A 15376-nucleotide genomic window follows, 5' to 3' on the forward strand; every position below is an offset into this window, starting at 1 on the left:
CCTGAATATATTAGAATTTGTGTGGCTGTGTCTTCCGCCAGCTTATCAGTCGTACTATGATCGTAATAACAAGTCCGGCAAGTATCGCTCCTGTATAGATCAGAAACATTCGAAGTCCCAGATTATCCGGGATCAGCGAGATCAGTCGGTCATTCCCTGAGAAAAACACATCATACCTGCCTTTAAACACCATCTCACGAACACCATAGAAAATGCCGCTTCCGGATACCGCGAGCAGGATCAGTGATACCATTCCGATCACACTTGCTGCAACACCACCCCATACGACACATTCATACATTCGTCTTTTCTTTACTGCCAGAAATCCTATGATAAGCAGGATCACCGACAGGAACATCATTCGTTTCGCCTCATCCTTCACCTTCTTCAACTGTCTAAGCTGCGTCAGGTTATAGTCACAAAGCTTCACATTTCCTTTATCAAAATCAACATTATTTCCGGTTTCCTTCAGTCCATCCGCAATGATACTGTACTCCAGCCACGCCTCGAACTCCGTCAGAGCAGTTTCCGAACCATCTGCTCCATCTGTCTCAAATGTTCGTCCGGTCATCTCTGATGTGTACTCTGCCTCACTGATGTTCACTCCCTGAAATGAGATAAACACCGCAGACGACACGATCAGCATTACAACTGCGATCGCAAGGATCACCTGAAAAAATCTATATTTAAACATGATTCACTATCCTGATTTCTATTCTAAAATCTTATATTATCTAATTAATAAAACAATTCACTCTTACAAACACATAAATCATTTTACCATTTTAATTGACTTGTGTAAAGAAATCATACTGCTTTCTTCATTATATATTTCTGCCACATACTGTCTTAGCTCTTAAAATTACATTTTATTCAACTCATATTACTTTGATCCGTAAAGACTTGGCAGATAAGATAATTGCAGCATGCTAATATTTTAAATGTTCCGATACAAAATAAAAGCAATATAAATTGTTAAGACATCGCGAAGATTTCGTTATGAGGTTTGTGCTAACAGTCAGCACCAAGCCCATGTTTGAGTCCATACGGACGAGTTTGGGAGACTGCTGACAAATCAGTGCACGAACCGAATAGAAATCGTAACAAGTCTTACTTTTATATTGCTTTTTATTTGTAATCGGAACAACAAAACATTCAACTGCATGCTGTAATTATCTACTGAAGCGTTCTCAGGTCAAAATAATATGGGCAGATGTCTTCGTAATGGCCATCCTTCATGCGAAAACCACCCGGAATCGTTCCAAGCTGCGTAAATCCAAGTCTCTCATAAAGGTGTCTTGCATGCACATTTGTAGCCACCACCGCATTAAACTGCAGCACCAGATAATCATGCGCCTTTGCCTGTACCAGACAATCAGACACCAGCTTCTCTCCGATATGAAGCCCTCTTACATCCGCATCTACCGCATAGCTCGCATTGCAGATATGACCGCAGCGTCCGACATTATTTGGATGCAGGATATAAAGTCCGAGCACCTTTCCTGTGTCTGTATCCTCTGCCACCGCAGTATACGTCTGTCCTGCAAAAAATTTCCTGCCTGTCTCCTCTGTCAGGTCATACTCCTGTGGAAAAGCAACTCCATCATCTACCACACGGTTCCAGATGCGGTTCATCTCCTGTATGTCTGAATCTTTATATTCTCTGATCTGTATATTCATCTTTTATTCCTCTTTCTTTATCTTATCTGCCGGAAAAATAACCTGTCTGCCAGATATCCTATCATATGAATTATCCTTATAACCAAATTATTTCCTTGGCAACATATGCATCATTATAAGCCCGCATCAAACAGGCTTCAAGAATATAAATATAGACAATCCACAAAAATCATCTTAAAATGCATATAATGAAAATCTGCTTGACTGGAAACTGCGAAGGAACGAACTTCTTATTGAAACAGTCTGTACGGATGAAAGGAGTACACCCGCATATGTTATTTGAACTGATAAAAGGTCACTTATTGTTAAGTATATATATCCTGATCAACCTGATCGTATTTTTCCTGTATGGCATCGACAAATGGAAAGCCATCCACCACAAATGGCGCATCCCGGAAGCCCACCTGATCCTTGCCGGTGTATTCGGAATCTTTGGTGCGGTTCTTGGTATGCTGTTATTCCGACATAAAATCAGGAAGCCCAAATTCTACATTGGGCTTCCTGCAATCTTCATTCTTGAACTTATGTGTGTGATCTTATACATGAAATATCTTTAATTAATGATGCATCAGCGTTCCGTACATCTCCGGTCTGCGGTCACGGAACACGCCCCATTCTCTACGCATCTGTGCGATCGCATCCAGATCAAATTCATGGACAAGCACAGATTCTGTCTCACGGTCTGCCTCCTCCACGATCGTTCCGGTCTGATCTGCGATAAAGGAAGAACCGTAAAATGTCATTGAAGATTCATCGTCCGTCTCGGTTCCGATACGGTTCGATGCGATCACCGGCATGATATTGGCTGCTGCATGTCCCTGCATCGCATGCTGCCAATGTGACTTGGAATCAACATTTAATGTAGGCTCGCTTCCGATCGCAGTCGGATAGAACAACAGCTCTGCGCCAAGAAGTGCCATGCTTCTGGCAGCCTCCGGAAACCACTGATCCCAGCAGATGCCAACGCCGATATCTGCATATTTTGTCTTCCATACCTTAAATCCGGTATCTCCCGGTGTAAAATAAAACTTCTCCGCATATGGAAGTCCATCCGGGATATGGGTCTTACGATACGTTCCAAGGATCGTTCCATCTGCATCAATGATCGCTATTGTATTAAATGCTGTATTTCCTGCCTTTTCATAAAAGCTGATCGGCAGAACAACCTGAAGCTCTTTTGCAACCTCGGTAAATCGTTTTACTGCTGCATTTTCTGAAAGCGGCTTTGCCAGATCAAAATATTCGAATTTCTGCTTCTGACAGAAATACGGAGTTTCAAATAATTCCTGTAACAAGATAATATTTGCTCCTTCTGCTGCTGCCTTTCGAACCAGCTTCTCTGCCTTGTCTAACACTTCTTCTCTATTCCAGCTACAGCTCATCTGGGTAGCCGCTACCTTTACCTTTCTCATACTCATATCCTCCTGTTATCAAAATATCTATATACTGTTATCAGAACATCTTATTTCTTTATCCTATATTTTCTGCCATTGATTTCCGGCTTACCTTCTACTTACATCTGCCAAATCTATCTTCCACCGGTTGTCTGTTTTCAACGGCTTATATTCCACTCGCACCTGCCAGATTATTCAGTCTGTCATATATCGTCTGTCCCTCAAATATATTCCATACCACTTTGGTATCCGGTATCTTCTCAGGATCGATTGTAAACAGATTCCGATCCAGCACGATGAGGTTTGCACATTTGCCTTCTTCGATCGAACCGGTTCGGTCTTCTGCCTGATAGACGTAAGCAGCTCCGTAGGTATATCCTTTTAAGACTGTCGCCATATCAATGACCTCCCACGGATTCTGACCGGATATTCTTCCGTCTGCATCCTTTCTGGTCACTGCCGCATAGATTGTCTGAAATGGATCTAATCCCACAACCGGGTAATCCGTTCCGACTGCAAATGCCGCTCCTGTATTCGTGATACTTTTCATCGGCCATTCATATCTGCACCGCTTCTTTCCAAGCCGCACGATCTTATCATTATTGGACAGGATCAGATGATATGGCTGCATCGATGCTACGACATCCAGTTCCTTGAATCTCCTGATATCATCGGGATGAATATTCTCGATGTGCTCAATCGTATTTCTGAGATCCTTTCTTCCGGTTCTTTTTTCCGCTTTCTCGTACATATCGAGTGCCATGCGGACAGAACCATCTGCGATACAATGAAGTCTGACCTGCAAGCCAGCCTCATTTGCCGCCGTGATCTCCTCCTGCATCTTCGCTCTCGGCCAAAGCGGAAGTTTCTCTCCACAGGTGTCCGGGCGGTCCGTATACGGCTCCAAGAGCAGTCCGGTATAAGTCTCCGTCACTCCATCAATAAAGCCCTTTAAACCGGTGATCTGAAAATGTCTGGAATCCAGTTTTTCCTTCATCTCAAAGAACTTTTCAAATGAGGTATAGCCAAATAACTTCGTGTAGACATATACATTTGCATACAGCCCTTCTTCATCATCCAGCTTTTTCAGCAATTCATATTTCTTATAAGTCTCTTCTGTATAATCTTCTGCAAACATCTCACTTAAGCCTGCAACTCCGTTCTCCGCAAGTACCTGTTTGAAATGTCTGTGTATTCCTGTCATTTCTTCATCCGTAAAATCCATGAACTTTTCCATGGCGGGCGCATAGGCTTCCGGTTCGATCAACATTCCGGTAAGCTCTCCATCCGGGTAAGTCTCGATCATGCCATTTGCAAGACTCGGATTCGGTCTGATCCCGGCTTCAGCAAGTGCTGCTGAATTCAGCCACATGCTGTGTGCATCCGCACATTCCAGATATACCGGAGTATCCGGGAAATATGCATCCAGGCTTCGTTTGTCCGGCATACGATCCTCCGTCCAGTTCCCGATAAACCATCCGGTTCCGCGGATCCGTTTCTGTCCGGGATGCGCCTTTACATATGCCGCCATCTGCTCCACACATTCCTGTTCCGAATGGCAGGCATCCAGCGTGTTGCATACATATTCACTTGCGGCTACCGCTCCGGTAAATATATGGGTATGTGCATCGATAAAGGACGGCATGACCAATTTGTCACCCATATCGTATATCGGAACATCCGCCGGAACGGCATTTGTCTCATCATATGGCAGGAGCTTCTTGATCCTGTCATCTTTGATCCAGACAGCAAGCGGCTTACAGCTATCCGCTCTGCCATCAAATACTGTCCGGCTCTTTATGATATATTCTGCCATATCACATGCCCCCTTTTAACCTAAACTACAAATCCACAGATCAGGAAGCCAACGATCGACAACATAGCTGCGATCATAACATATGGAAGCTGCGATACGGCATGTTCCATGTTATCAATACCTGCACTGTTCGATGACAGAAGCGTTGCATCACAGTAAAAGCATGCATGACTTCCAAATGCACCACCGGAGATAATTGCTGCCATGATCAGAACCGGGTTTGCGGAGATCGCTGCGCCAAGCGGGAATACGATCGGTGCTACGACTGCACTCATTCCCCAGAAGGATCCGGTTGCAAAACAAAGCGCAGCAACAAGGATAAATGTGATCATCGGGAACAGAGAGCCTGTTAATAATGGCTGTGCAAGATCGATTATATAATCTGTCATGTTAAGCTGTTCTGTTACCTTCTGCAATAAGAATGCAAGTACCAGTAAGGTAAGGGTTGGAAGCATATCCGCAAATCCCTTTACGATCACACCAAAGATTTCATTTGCAGCTATAATCTTTCTTGGAAGATACATCAGCATACAACATGCGATCGCAAGAACAACTGCCAGAAGAAGATCACCTGTAATAATGGCGATCGCTACAAGGACTGCCATCGGAATGACGAAATCCCAGATATTTCCGTCTTCTTCATAACCTGCACGGTTTTCATGATTGTACTTTCTACTGGCATCACTGTAGACCTTGCCGGTCTCCTCTACACGCTTATATGCTTTCTTCATACCACCAAGCTTTGGCATGATTCCCATACAGAATAAAAATACGATCAATAATATAATGATTGGATAAAAACAGAATGGAATGGCACTTAAGTACGCTTTCATACCGGAGGTGAAGCCGTATGCCTGTACACTCGGCTGATCAATGAACAGACTTGCATAGAAAACTGCCCATGTTGAAAACGGAAGAAGTACACAGACCGGAGCACCTGTGGAATCCAGCATGAACGCCAGTGTCTCTCTCGGTATCTTACGTTTATCATAAACACCCTTCATACAGGTGCCGATCGATAAAACATTCAGGTAATCATCTACAAAGATCAATATACCAAGTATAAATGTGGTAAGTAATGTCTTTCGCTCCGAGTTACATAATTTGGAAACCAACTTAGAAAAACCGTAATTTCCTTTTGCTGTCTGAAGTAAGGCGATCAGGCTGCCGAACAATCCGCATACTACAACGATCCAGACATTTTCCGAAATCGTCTCCTGAAGCATCGTACACCATTGTGTCAGAAATGAACCTTTAAATAAAAATGCCGCGCCGACCAGAGAACCCCCGATCATAAATTCTTCGCAGCGATGTGTCAGTATCGAACCGACAATTACGATCAGCACTATTATCAGTGCCACCAAGCCATGTGTCATAACCATTCTTCCTTTCCGTTTTGTATTTTTCCTTATAAAACAACAAAAAGCGCATCCGCAATGCCTTATAGCATTGCAGATACGCCTTCGTATCAACTGCCTTTAGTTTACAATTTCATTTACTTATTTACAATTATTATATATGATAAGCTTCTACTTAATTTTAATTACGTCTAATCCTTATTAATCACTGATAAACTTCTCACGTACCAGTTCTGCCAGATACTTTGCAGTATTTTCTACACCAAGCAGACTGCTGTTGATCAGGATATCACAATGATTGATGTCCCCCGGTTTGTATCCGGCATAATTCATGTGATAGGAATCACGCGCCTCATCAACTGCTACGATCATCTTACGGGCTTCATCGATTTCCAGTCCCATCGAATTCACACAATTCTCAACACGATCCGGGTACGGAGCATAGATGAATATATTCATCACATTGTCCATCTCGCTTAAGATAAAGTCAGAGCAGCGTCCAACGATCACGCATGAGCTTTTCTCTGCAAGAAATCGTATGATATTCTGCTGTGCATCGAAAATATCATCCTGTGTACTATTCGTGCCACCGCCAAGCGGAAGTACCATTCTGGAAAACGGATTCTTGAAAATCTTCTTTGCACTTTCTTCTTCTTCGTCTACAACAGAAGCGGGAAGCTTCAACTGCTTGGCTGCCTGATCTACGATATCTCTGTCGTAATACTCTATTCCCAGTTGTTCCGCCATCAGTTTTGCGATCGGTCTTCCAAGACTTCCGAACTGTCTCGTAATTGTTATAACATATTTTTTATCCTTCATCCGCAACGCTTCCTTTCTCTGATCTCTTTTTCATTTTATAGCTTATCTCAATTTCCTACTGTTTTTCAATTATTAATTTGAGGTAAATGCTAATCATTTTCAGTAGTATATACTTGAAAACAAGTATTTTGCAATATATAATTGTATTTATATAACTTTCAACCGGATGGCTTGCTACGCAAATGAAGCAGTCTTGGCATCTGCCTGAAAATCAACATCATTTCACGCGAAGGAGACCCACAATGGAAAAGAACAACTTTCTGATCTATAACGATATCGTATATACGCTGTACCAATGTAAATCCTATGAAGCACTGAGAGATGAATTTCTCCCAAGGCTTCGCCTGCTGATCCCATTTACTTATGCGAGCATTATCTCCGTCAATCCGGAAAACCGAACTGAGATCGTACCGACTCCGGTCTGCTTTCCTGATTATTTCTATGAAGCAGAACTGCTCTACATCGATCATATGAGTGAGGATCATCTGCTCTGGATCAACAATGTACGGGAATCCCAGCTTGTAAGAGAAAGCGATCTGGTAAATGATGATGTCCGTCTGAACTCTTCTCTCTATCAGCACTGTTATCAGAAATTCCATGTCTACGATTCCTTACAGTACAGCATGATCTGCAGTGGAGAATTCTCCGGTATCCTGACGCTGTTTCGGACCAAGATCGATGGGGATTTTACAGACGATGATATGTTCTTCTTCCGTTCTCTTGGCAAGCATATCAACGTAACCTATGAACAGATCCTATATCCGGAAAAAGAGAAAGGCCATACCGCTCTTGCAAACCGTATCCCGGCACTTGCAAAAGGCTATGACCTTACTCCACGAGAGACAGAGATCCTGTCTCTGATCTTTTCATTTGCAAATAACGATGAGATTGCAGCCACTCTCGGGATCAGTGAGAACACGATCCAGAAGCACTTACAGAATATCTTCCGAAAGACCGGAACCTCATCAAAATGGGATCTACTCCGTCTTTCCTGATTCTTCCGGATAGACTAAGCCCCAGTTCTTTCGAAGGTCTGTCATGATGTTCATGACATCTCTGGTAAAAGGCATCTGCATCCGGCTTACATCTCCGGACTGTACCGCTTCTTCCATATCCCGCATCTCATATTCAAGCGCACGCTTTGTTTCACCGGCTTCTACCGGTGTAACTGCTCCGCTTGCAGCATCTACGATAATCGCTTTATCAGCTCTTGGATATTCCATGATCTCGATATACCCTTTTTCACAACTGATCATTGCACGCTTTGGCTGCTTTGAATGCATGGACAACGTAATAGCTGCCATCTGCTGTTCTTTATTCATCAGGATGATGCTTGCCTGCTCATCCGTCCCTGTCGGGGCGAACCGCACCTGACTCATCACCTGATCCGGTGTCTCTGCCATGAAGCTACGCATCAGACTGAGTGCATATACTCCGATATCAAGCAATGCACCACCAGCAAGATTGATGTTAAAGAAACGATTATTCATATCATATTCTTTATAGCTTCCGAAATTCAACTGTATCATCTGAACCTTTCCGAGTTCACCGGAAGATACGATCTCCCATAATTCCTTATATAATGGCATATGCCAGATCGTCATAGCTTCCGCCAGTATCACATGATGCTCCTCTGCGATCTGCAATGCCTCATTTAATTCATCACTGTTCAGCGTGATCGACTTCTCACACAATACATGCTTGCCGTTTGCAAGTGCCTGTCTCAGGAATTCAATGTGGGTATTATGCGGCGTTGTAATATAGATAATGTCGATCTCCGGATCTGTAAACATCTCATGAAAGTCATCATATACCTTTGTTACATGATATTTCTCTGCAAATGCAACTGCCTTCTCATGGGTACGGTTTCCTACCGCATATAAGGATTTACCCATCTGTTCCAGTGCCTGTGCCATTTCATTTGCAATTACACCTGTACCAAGTACTGCCCATCTTAATTCTTTTGCCATTTCTTCCTCCTGTACAAAAAAATGTATGATTCCCTGTATGTACCCGTATCCCCTGTATTCTAGTTCTCTGCTACGATCTTACCGTTGCAGATCGTGTAATGAAGCTTTCCCGGAAGTGTCCAACCAAAAAACGGTGAATTTGAGGCTTTGGAATGGAAATGTTCAACGGTCCATTCTTCATTTTCTCCAAATATCACAATATCAGCCGGCGCTCCCGCCTGGATGCTGCCCGGTGTCATCCGGTAGAACTCCATCGGGTTCTTACTCATCAGCTCCATAAGCTTCATAAGTGTGATGTAGCCCGGCTGTACCAGTGAACGGATTCCCAGTGCCAGTGATGTCTCAAGGCCTGTGATCCCACTCGGTGCCTGTGCCATCGGACGTGCCTTTTCTTCTGCACTGTGCGGTGCATGATCGGTTACGATCATATCGATCGTGCCGTCCTGAATACCTTCAATGATCTTCAACCGGTCCGCTTCTTCTCTGACCGGTGGGTTCATTCTTGCCATTGTTCCATAGGTCAGAACTGCATCCTCTGTCAGTGTAAAATGATGTGGTGTTGCTTCTGCATGAACATCCGCACCAAGCTTCTTTGCCAGCCTTACTAACTCAACGGAATTTCCGGAACTGATATGCTGAATACAGACAGATGCTCCTGTATGAAGGGCAAGGATACAGTCTCTTGCGACCATGACATCCTCTGCTGTTCTGGAAGCCCCACCATAGCCAAGCTGCTCGGATACTGCTCCCATATTCACACCTGCACCTTTTACAAATGCAGGATCTTCTTCATGCAGACTGATCGGCAGATCAAGCGCTTTCGCACGAAGCATTGCCTCCGTTAAGACTTCTTCATCCATGATCGGAATACCATCATCTGTAAATCCGGCAGCACCATGTTCTGCCAGCAGTTCCATATCCACAAGTTCTTTTCCCTTCAGATCCTTTGTAACGGTCGCCGTCTGGATCACATGGATCCCGGTCGTTTCCCCTTTTCTCTGAATATACTCAAGTGTCTCTACATTATCAACTGCCGGCTTCGTATTTGCCATACAGATAACCGTCGTAAATCCGCCATAAGCGGCAGCCTCTGCTCCGGTCTCAATGTCCTCTTTATAAGTAAAGCCCGGATCTCTGAAATGTACATGGGTATCGACCAGCCCCGGTGCAACCACCAGACCTTCCGCATCGATCACGCGAACATCATCTGTACCATACTTCTTCCTGCATGCATCTGCATCTATCTGCTCTGCCACTTCTGCGATCACTGCACCATCGACCAGCACATCCAGCTTCCGATCTGTATTTGTCACAGGATCCACAACCCTGCCGTTCTTTATTAATAACATGCAATATCCTCCTGATATATACTATCCGCAGGCATGTGCCTGCACTGCCAGTTTACCACAGACCCACTTTTTCTGACAACTGCCAGTTGTATACCTATAAGGAAAATTACAGCCATCAGTCCCAACTGTATGCTATATCACTATTCAAAAAACATGCTCGTTTTTCTATTTGAAACACATGCCCTATTCGCAGTAGCTCCGTGCAAACTCGCTCTTCGAGCTCAGACATACACTCGCTACTGCTGGCAATGTGTTTCAAATAACGACAAACTGAGCAATTGTTTTTTTGAACAGTGATATAGCATACAGTTGGAACTGATGGCTGTAATTTTCTTCTGTCAGTATGCATCATACAACTGTAAATGGTAATTTCTGATTCTTCTAAATAATGACTGAGTCCATTGAATTTCCAAAGTAGCATTATATATTTTAAGTAAAATACATATACATTTCCAGCAAGTTATATAACTTATAGCTATAGCGAGAAATTGTTTCCTTCTGCTACAGCTACAGGATATATGCAACTGCTATGAAAACAATTGCTCTATTTTTCGTCATGCGAAACACATGCCAGCGTCTGTGGGTGCATGTCTGAGCTCGAAGAGCGAGTTTGCACAGAACAGACGCGAATCAGGCATGTGTTTCGAATAGAAAAATGAGCATGTTTTCTGTAGTGCATATATCTTGCAGCTGTAACTGATAGAGACAATTTCTCACCCTTTCTCCTACTCGCGGTTTTTCAGCACTTCAGCAGGCACCATCTTGCGGATTCTGCGGATCAGCAGATGGTTGATGATGAAGTACAGGATCAGGATACCTGCGAAGATGGCAAGGTACATCCAGAATGGGAAGGACTTGTCGATACCGCAGGCAATATTCGGAACAAAGGCAGGCTCATAAGCCACATCCATGATCCATTTGGTCAGTGGAATCGAGATCAATGACCCTATCGTTATGATATAGAAATTACCATCCAGATACATCTTCTTCACTTCCTTATTCCGGTATCCGAAGATCTTAATCAACGCAATGTTGAAAGAAGACCGATCTATCATAACCTTCATCATCAGATACATAACAACAATGAAGATCAGAACAGATACTCCTCCAATTGTAAGGATCATTCCCTGCATTATATCCGAGAAGATACCGGCAGCCTTCTTCACATCGGTCTTTGTCGTTGTTGCATATAATCTTCCGGTCTCGACATCGAGTGCATGGTCGGAAAATACAACATTGAAATAATCCCCCGGTTCGTCGAATAACTCAAGCGCCTTGTCATATGGCATAAATACCATAAAGGATGGAGCATACTGCGCAACAGATGCGATCTCAAATGCATAGATCTTATCTGCTTCATCATCCTTTAGTGTCAGAATATCACCAACATCCAGACCGTATTTGTAAGCGATCGAAGAACTGATCGCAACCTTACTGGATGAATCTGACAGATCCACATCAAAGAACGGATTATTCTCTGTCAGTCCCATAACTGTTATGTCAAAGTTGTAACCGTAAATTTTCTTTTTCAGTGTCTTTGCATATGCCTCATATCCACCTTCCGGAACTTCCTCTGTCGGATATTTGTAGGTATACATATACTCATACTTTGTATCATTTACATAATCACGATTTACGTTCGCACAGTAAGTATATATCTCCAGTGACATCATTGCCAGCAGAAGACTTACAAACATTCCAAATACTACCGTAAATCCGGTACGGCTCTCACGAAGCATCTGGCGGATCTTGAACAGATTCATGAAGCTCATATTTCCAAGCTTTATATTCTTGCCCTTACCAACCTTCTGCTCATTCCTGATCATTGTAAGAACCGGCTTCGACAGTCTCTTTCGGATAACCAGTGAATTAACGATTATAGAAATAACCGGTGGAACCACGATTCCATAAATGAACAGATATGGCATATAGATAACATCCAGATCCGGAAGGGAATAATAGTTGTAGCAGTCCTGCATCTGGATCGGCACACCAAGGCTTGAATATCCAAGCAGTGTTCCGATCAGACCTGAAACAAATGTGATCACAGTCGGAAGTGTTACATAATGTGCCATCAGATTCTTTCTCTTTACCCCAAGTGCATATAACGCACCGATAACGGCACTTTCCTGATCGATCGAATGTACAACGAACACTGATAATACATAAGAGATCAGGATCAACAGGATCGCACCTGCGATCGTACCAACGCTCCGGTATAATTCCTGATCACCGGAAGCCGCCTGAATTCTCGCATTATCCCCTGCCTTTACAAAAGTCATAAGGTTCTGTGCATCCTCTGAGAAGATGTCATCGATCATATCATCTGTCTCATCCTTTAACTCCTGAATACCATCCAGCAGTTCATTGGAACCATCTTCAGCTTCTTTTGTTCCGTCTGTATATTCTATAATTCCATCGTCAAATGCCTTAAGCTCCTTTAACTGTGACAACAGATCTTTATAAGAGAAACGCAGAATTGCATTGTCTGCACCATCAATCTCAGTCTGCAGAACAGTCTCAAAATTATCCTTTGTCAGTTCTTCTACACCATAATTCTTTAAGGTCTTATTTGCCTCCTTCAGATAAGCCTCAAAGATTTCTCCCGATGCATCTGTTAACTCTAAATTATGATCGGTCAGTTCAGCAAGTCCGTCCTTTAACTCTCTTGCTCCATCTAACAGCTCCTGAATACCATCGGTCAGATCGTCCTTCTTTCCCATCGTACGATCCCAGTATTCTTGGAAAAATGGATCCTCTACATCTCCTGATGAGAACTCCAGATCCTCCAGACGGTCTTTTAATTCATCATCCGTCATAGCACCATTTAACCGGTATGCATAATAATATTCCTCTGACTTTATACTTTTTTCTTCTGCACGAAGTGTATCGTATACGTCAGCTGCAACAAATCCTGTACCAAAATGCAGGCAGTCGCATCCGGTATCTCCCAGAGATTTTAATACGTTGTCATAATCCGGTGTTGTCCCGATTCCGGTAATGGTAAATTCCCGTCCGCCAAATGTAAGCACATCACCTAATGATATATTATTCTTCTCTGCAAACTGGCGTTCTACCACCAGCTCATTTTTCTTTTCTGCAAGTGTACCTTTTACCAGATTAATCTTATTGATCTCATCTCTGTTTGCAAAGATACGGAGCGTATGATCTTCGTCGATCTCATAGTCCATATAGAACTGTGGCTCGATCGACACACCATCGGCTTCCAGATCTTCCATTTCCTCATCCTTCATCGGTACGAACAATGAAAAATCTCCATCCTCAACACACTGTCTGCTGTCAGCATTCTCACTTCCGCGAATGATCGTCTCTGCTGCGCCGACCAGACTGACTACCAGATACATGGCAAGTATGATCAGAAGGGACAATGCCAGATATCTTGGAAGGTTGCTTTTGAAATCTCTCCAAATCCTTTTTCTCAATACTTTCTGCATCTTACAAATCCTCCAATTCTGCTGCCGGTACCTTTGTCTCATTGTAATAATCTTTCCTAATCTGACCATCCTTTACGATCACGACCTGATCGACCATATTCTTAATGGAATTATTATGCGTTACAATCAACATTGTCGTTCCATAGGTCGCATTGATCTTCTCCAGAAGGATCAGGATATCCCTTGATGTCTTGGAATCAAGTGCTCCGGTCGGTTCATCACATAAGAGCAGCTTCGGATTTTTGATCAGTGCTCTTGCGATCGCACATCTCTGCTGCTGACCACCGGACAACTGTGCCGGAAACTTATTCTGATGCTCTGTCAGTCCCAGTATCTCAAGCAACTCATCCATATTAAGCGGCTGATCTGTCAGATATTCACAGACCTGAATATTTTCCCGCACGGTAAGGTTTGGTACCAGATTATAGAACTGGAAGATAAATCCCAGATAATCTCTCCTGTAATCGGATAATTCATCTGCTTTCATACCTGCAATCTCGGTTCCATCCACCTTGATCGAACCGGATTCGATCGTATCCAGACCACCGATACAGTTCAATAACGTAGACTTACCGGAACCACTGGTTCCCTGAATGACACACATATCGCCCTGCTTTACCTGAAGGGATACTCCCTTTAAAACCTGTATGTAGCTTCCACCTTCTCCATAACTTTTTTTTACATCTGATACCTCTAAATACATACTCGCTTCCTCCTGTTATTTTTTGCGCTTACATAACACCGTTATGTTGTTATCATTTTTTTAGCTATGCAAAATAAAATTTCACATAGCTTTTTGTTATCTATTCATCTCTCTGAAACAGTGCATACCATCCGGCAAGCAGATATTTCAATATGTCTCCCAGATGGGCAACTGCTTTTTCTTCATCAGGTTCATGTGTCAGCAAATGGACAAATGCATCGATCTGCATATGTGCCATCCAGTGTATCGTATAATCATCCGGTGCAGCAACTCCACACACCTTTGCCTGTGCGTCTGCCAGCATCCGGTAATTCTTCTCTGTAAATGCCACAAATTCATCAATACATCCTGCAAGACTTGATCCCTGACTCTTCGTCAGCAGAAGCTGTACCCGGTCATAGTTCTGATACAGTTCATGAATGATCCGCCGGGATGCATAGACGTCATCGCTGAAATCATCCTGCCCCTCCTGAAGCTCGCCTTTTACCTCCTGCAACTCCTGCTGCATATGTGCTTCCATCATCGTACGGATACTTCCAAGCACCGGTGCCACCAGTGAAGCAAATATATCATCTTTATCTTTAAAGAAGAAATATAATGCGCCGGTCGTCACACCTGCATTCTTACAGATATTACGGAGGGATGCGCCCTGATAGCCCTTCTCCATAAATTCATGCTCTGCGCTTGCAAGCAGCTTTTCTTTTGTCTCCCGATCGTCCTTCATCTCATCTCACCACCAGTTCTATTCCATTTCAACATATGAACAGTCATTCACATAACATCGTTATGTTACATCTAATATAAATATATGTCAAGCTTTTTTTATGACAGC

At 43.3% G+C, this 15376-nt stretch carries 13 protein-coding genes; 2 read left to right on the top strand and 11 right to left on the bottom strand.

What is annotated here, in order from left to right:
• Nucleotides 1-10 precede the first annotated feature (10 nt).
• Complete coding sequence (locus tag GT641_RS10880; RefSeq protein WP_161117535.1) at nt 11-694, bottom strand: hypothetical protein; 684 nt, start codon at nt 692-694, stop codon at nt 11-13.
• Nucleotides 695-1176: 482 nt separating this feature from the next.
• Nucleotides 1177-1680, bottom strand: a complete 504-nt coding sequence (locus GT641_RS10885; protein WP_161117536.1) for a GNAT family N-acetyltransferase — start codon at nt 1678-1680, stop codon at nt 1177-1179.
• Between the two features lie 272 nt (nt 1681-1952).
• Here GT641_RS10885 and GT641_RS10890 point away from each other — a divergent pair, with 272 nt between their 5' ends.
• A complete protein-coding gene (locus GT641_RS10890; protein ID WP_161117537.1) occupies nt 1953-2237 on the top strand; it encodes a DUF1294 domain-containing protein in 285 nt (94 codons plus the stop codon).
• Here the strand turns inward: GT641_RS10890 and aguB are convergent, their stop codons facing one another.
• From aguB to GT641_RS10910, 4 genes are all read right to left on the bottom strand, one after another.
• Nucleotides 2238-3092, bottom strand: a complete 855-nt coding sequence (gene aguB, locus GT641_RS10895; RefSeq protein WP_161117538.1) for an N-carbamoylputrescine amidase — start codon at nt 3090-3092, stop codon at nt 2238-2240.
• Between the two features lie 148 nt (nt 3093-3240).
• Nucleotides 3241-4890, bottom strand: a complete 1650-nt coding sequence (locus GT641_RS10900) for an amidohydrolase (protein ID WP_161117539.1) — start codon at nt 4888-4890, stop codon at nt 3241-3243.
• Between the two features lie 20 nt (nt 4891-4910).
• A complete protein-coding gene (locus GT641_RS10905; protein WP_161117540.1) occupies nt 4911-6266 on the bottom strand; it encodes a Na+/H+ antiporter NhaC family protein in 1356 nt (451 codons plus the stop codon).
• Nucleotides 6267-6449: 183 nt separating this feature from the next.
• Nucleotides 6450-7067: a cytidylate kinase-like family protein gene (locus GT641_RS10910; RefSeq protein WP_021944939.1), complete on the bottom strand. Its 618-nt coding sequence runs from the start codon at nt 7065-7067 to the stop codon at nt 6450-6452.
• Between the two features lie 242 nt (nt 7068-7309).
• Here GT641_RS10910 and GT641_RS10915 point away from each other — a divergent pair, with 242 nt between their 5' ends.
• Nucleotides 7310-8062 (top strand): helix-turn-helix transcriptional regulator, encoded by a 753-nt coding sequence (locus GT641_RS10915; protein WP_161117541.1) that lies wholly within the window; start codon nt 7310-7312, stop codon nt 8060-8062.
• Here the strand turns inward: GT641_RS10915 and GT641_RS10920 are convergent.
• The 5 genes from GT641_RS10920 to GT641_RS10940 all read right to left on the bottom strand — a co-directional run bounded on the left by GT641_RS10920 (nt 8045) and on the right by GT641_RS10940 (nt 15268).
• The gene (locus GT641_RS10920; RefSeq protein WP_161117542.1) at nt 8045-9037 is read right to left on the bottom strand and encodes a Gfo/Idh/MocA family oxidoreductase; all 993 of its coding nucleotides are present in this window, start codon (nt 9035-9037) and stop codon (nt 8045-8047) included. The genes GT641_RS10915 and GT641_RS10920 overlap by 18 nt on opposite strands.
• 59 nt (nt 9038-9096) lie before the next feature.
• On the bottom strand, nt 9097-10386 hold the full coding sequence (locus GT641_RS10925) for a dihydroorotase (RefSeq protein WP_161117543.1): 1290 nt from the start codon (nt 10384-10386) through the stop codon (nt 9097-9099).
• Between the two features lie 725 nt (nt 10387-11111).
• Nucleotides 11112-13841, bottom strand: coding sequence for an ABC transporter permease (locus tag GT641_RS10930; RefSeq protein WP_161117544.1), 2730 nt, complete (start codon nt 13839-13841; stop codon nt 11112-11114).
• Nucleotide 13842: 1 nt separating this feature from the next.
• Nucleotides 13843-14544, bottom strand: a complete 702-nt coding sequence (locus GT641_RS10935; RefSeq protein WP_008402679.1) for an ABC transporter ATP-binding protein — start codon at nt 14542-14544, stop codon at nt 13843-13845.
• Between the two features lie 100 nt (nt 14545-14644).
• Nucleotides 14645-15268, bottom strand: a complete 624-nt coding sequence (locus tag GT641_RS10940) for a TetR/AcrR family transcriptional regulator (protein ID WP_161117545.1) — start codon at nt 15266-15268, stop codon at nt 14645-14647.
• Between the last annotated feature and the right edge of the window lie 108 nt (nt 15269-15376).

Origin of the sequence: Clostridium sp. BIOML-A1 (assembly GCF_009874105.1) — a bacterium.
Classification (GTDB): Bacteria; Bacillota; Clostridia; order Lachnospirales; family Lachnospiraceae; genus Coprococcus.

Bases quoted from the DNA above. Each gene is read 5' to 3' on its own strand.
- GT641_RS10940 (WP_161117545.1), bottom strand. From the start codon at position 15,268: ATGAAGGACGATCGGGAGACAAAAGAAAAGCTGCTTGCAAGCGCAGAG.
- GT641_RS10890 (WP_161117537.1), top strand. From the start codon at position 1,953: ATGTTATTTGAACTGATAAAAGGTCACTTATTGTTAAGTATATATATC.
- aguB (WP_161117538.1), bottom strand. From the start codon at position 3,092: ATGAGAAAGGTAAAGGTAGCGGCTACCCAGATGAGCTGTAGCTGGAAT.
- GT641_RS10930 (WP_161117544.1), bottom strand. From the start codon at position 13,841: ATGCAGAAAGTATTGAGAAAAAGGATTTGGAGAGATTTCAAAAGCAAC.
- GT641_RS10905 (WP_161117540.1), bottom strand. From the start codon at position 6,266: ATGACACATGGCTTGGTGGCACTGATAATAGTGCTGATCGTAATTGTC.
- GT641_RS10880 (WP_161117535.1), bottom strand. From the start codon at position 694: ATGTTTAAATATAGATTTTTTCAGGTGATCCTTGCGATCGCAGTTGTA.
- GT641_RS10920 (WP_161117542.1), bottom strand. From the start codon at position 9,037: ATGGCAAAAGAATTAAGATGGGCAGTACTTGGTACAGGTGTAATTGCA.
- GT641_RS10900 (WP_161117539.1), bottom strand. From the start codon at position 4,890: ATGGCAGAATATATCATAAAGAGCCGGACAGTATTTGATGGCAGAGCG.
- GT641_RS10925 (WP_161117543.1), bottom strand. From the start codon at position 10,386: ATGTTATTAATAAAGAACGGCAGGGTTGTGGATCCTGTGACAAATACA.
- GT641_RS10935 (WP_008402679.1), bottom strand. From the start codon at position 14,544: ATGTATTTAGAGGTATCAGATGTAAAAAAAAGTTATGGAGAAGGTGGA.
- GT641_RS10915 (WP_161117541.1), top strand. From the start codon at position 7,310: ATGGAAAAGAACAACTTTCTGATCTATAACGATATCGTATATACGCTG.
- GT641_RS10910 (WP_021944939.1), bottom strand. From the start codon at position 7,067: ATGAAGGATAAAAAATATGTTATAACAATTACGAGACAGTTCGGAAGT.
- GT641_RS10885 (WP_161117536.1), bottom strand. From the start codon at position 1,680: ATGAATATACAGATCAGAGAATATAAAGATTCAGACATACAGGAGATG.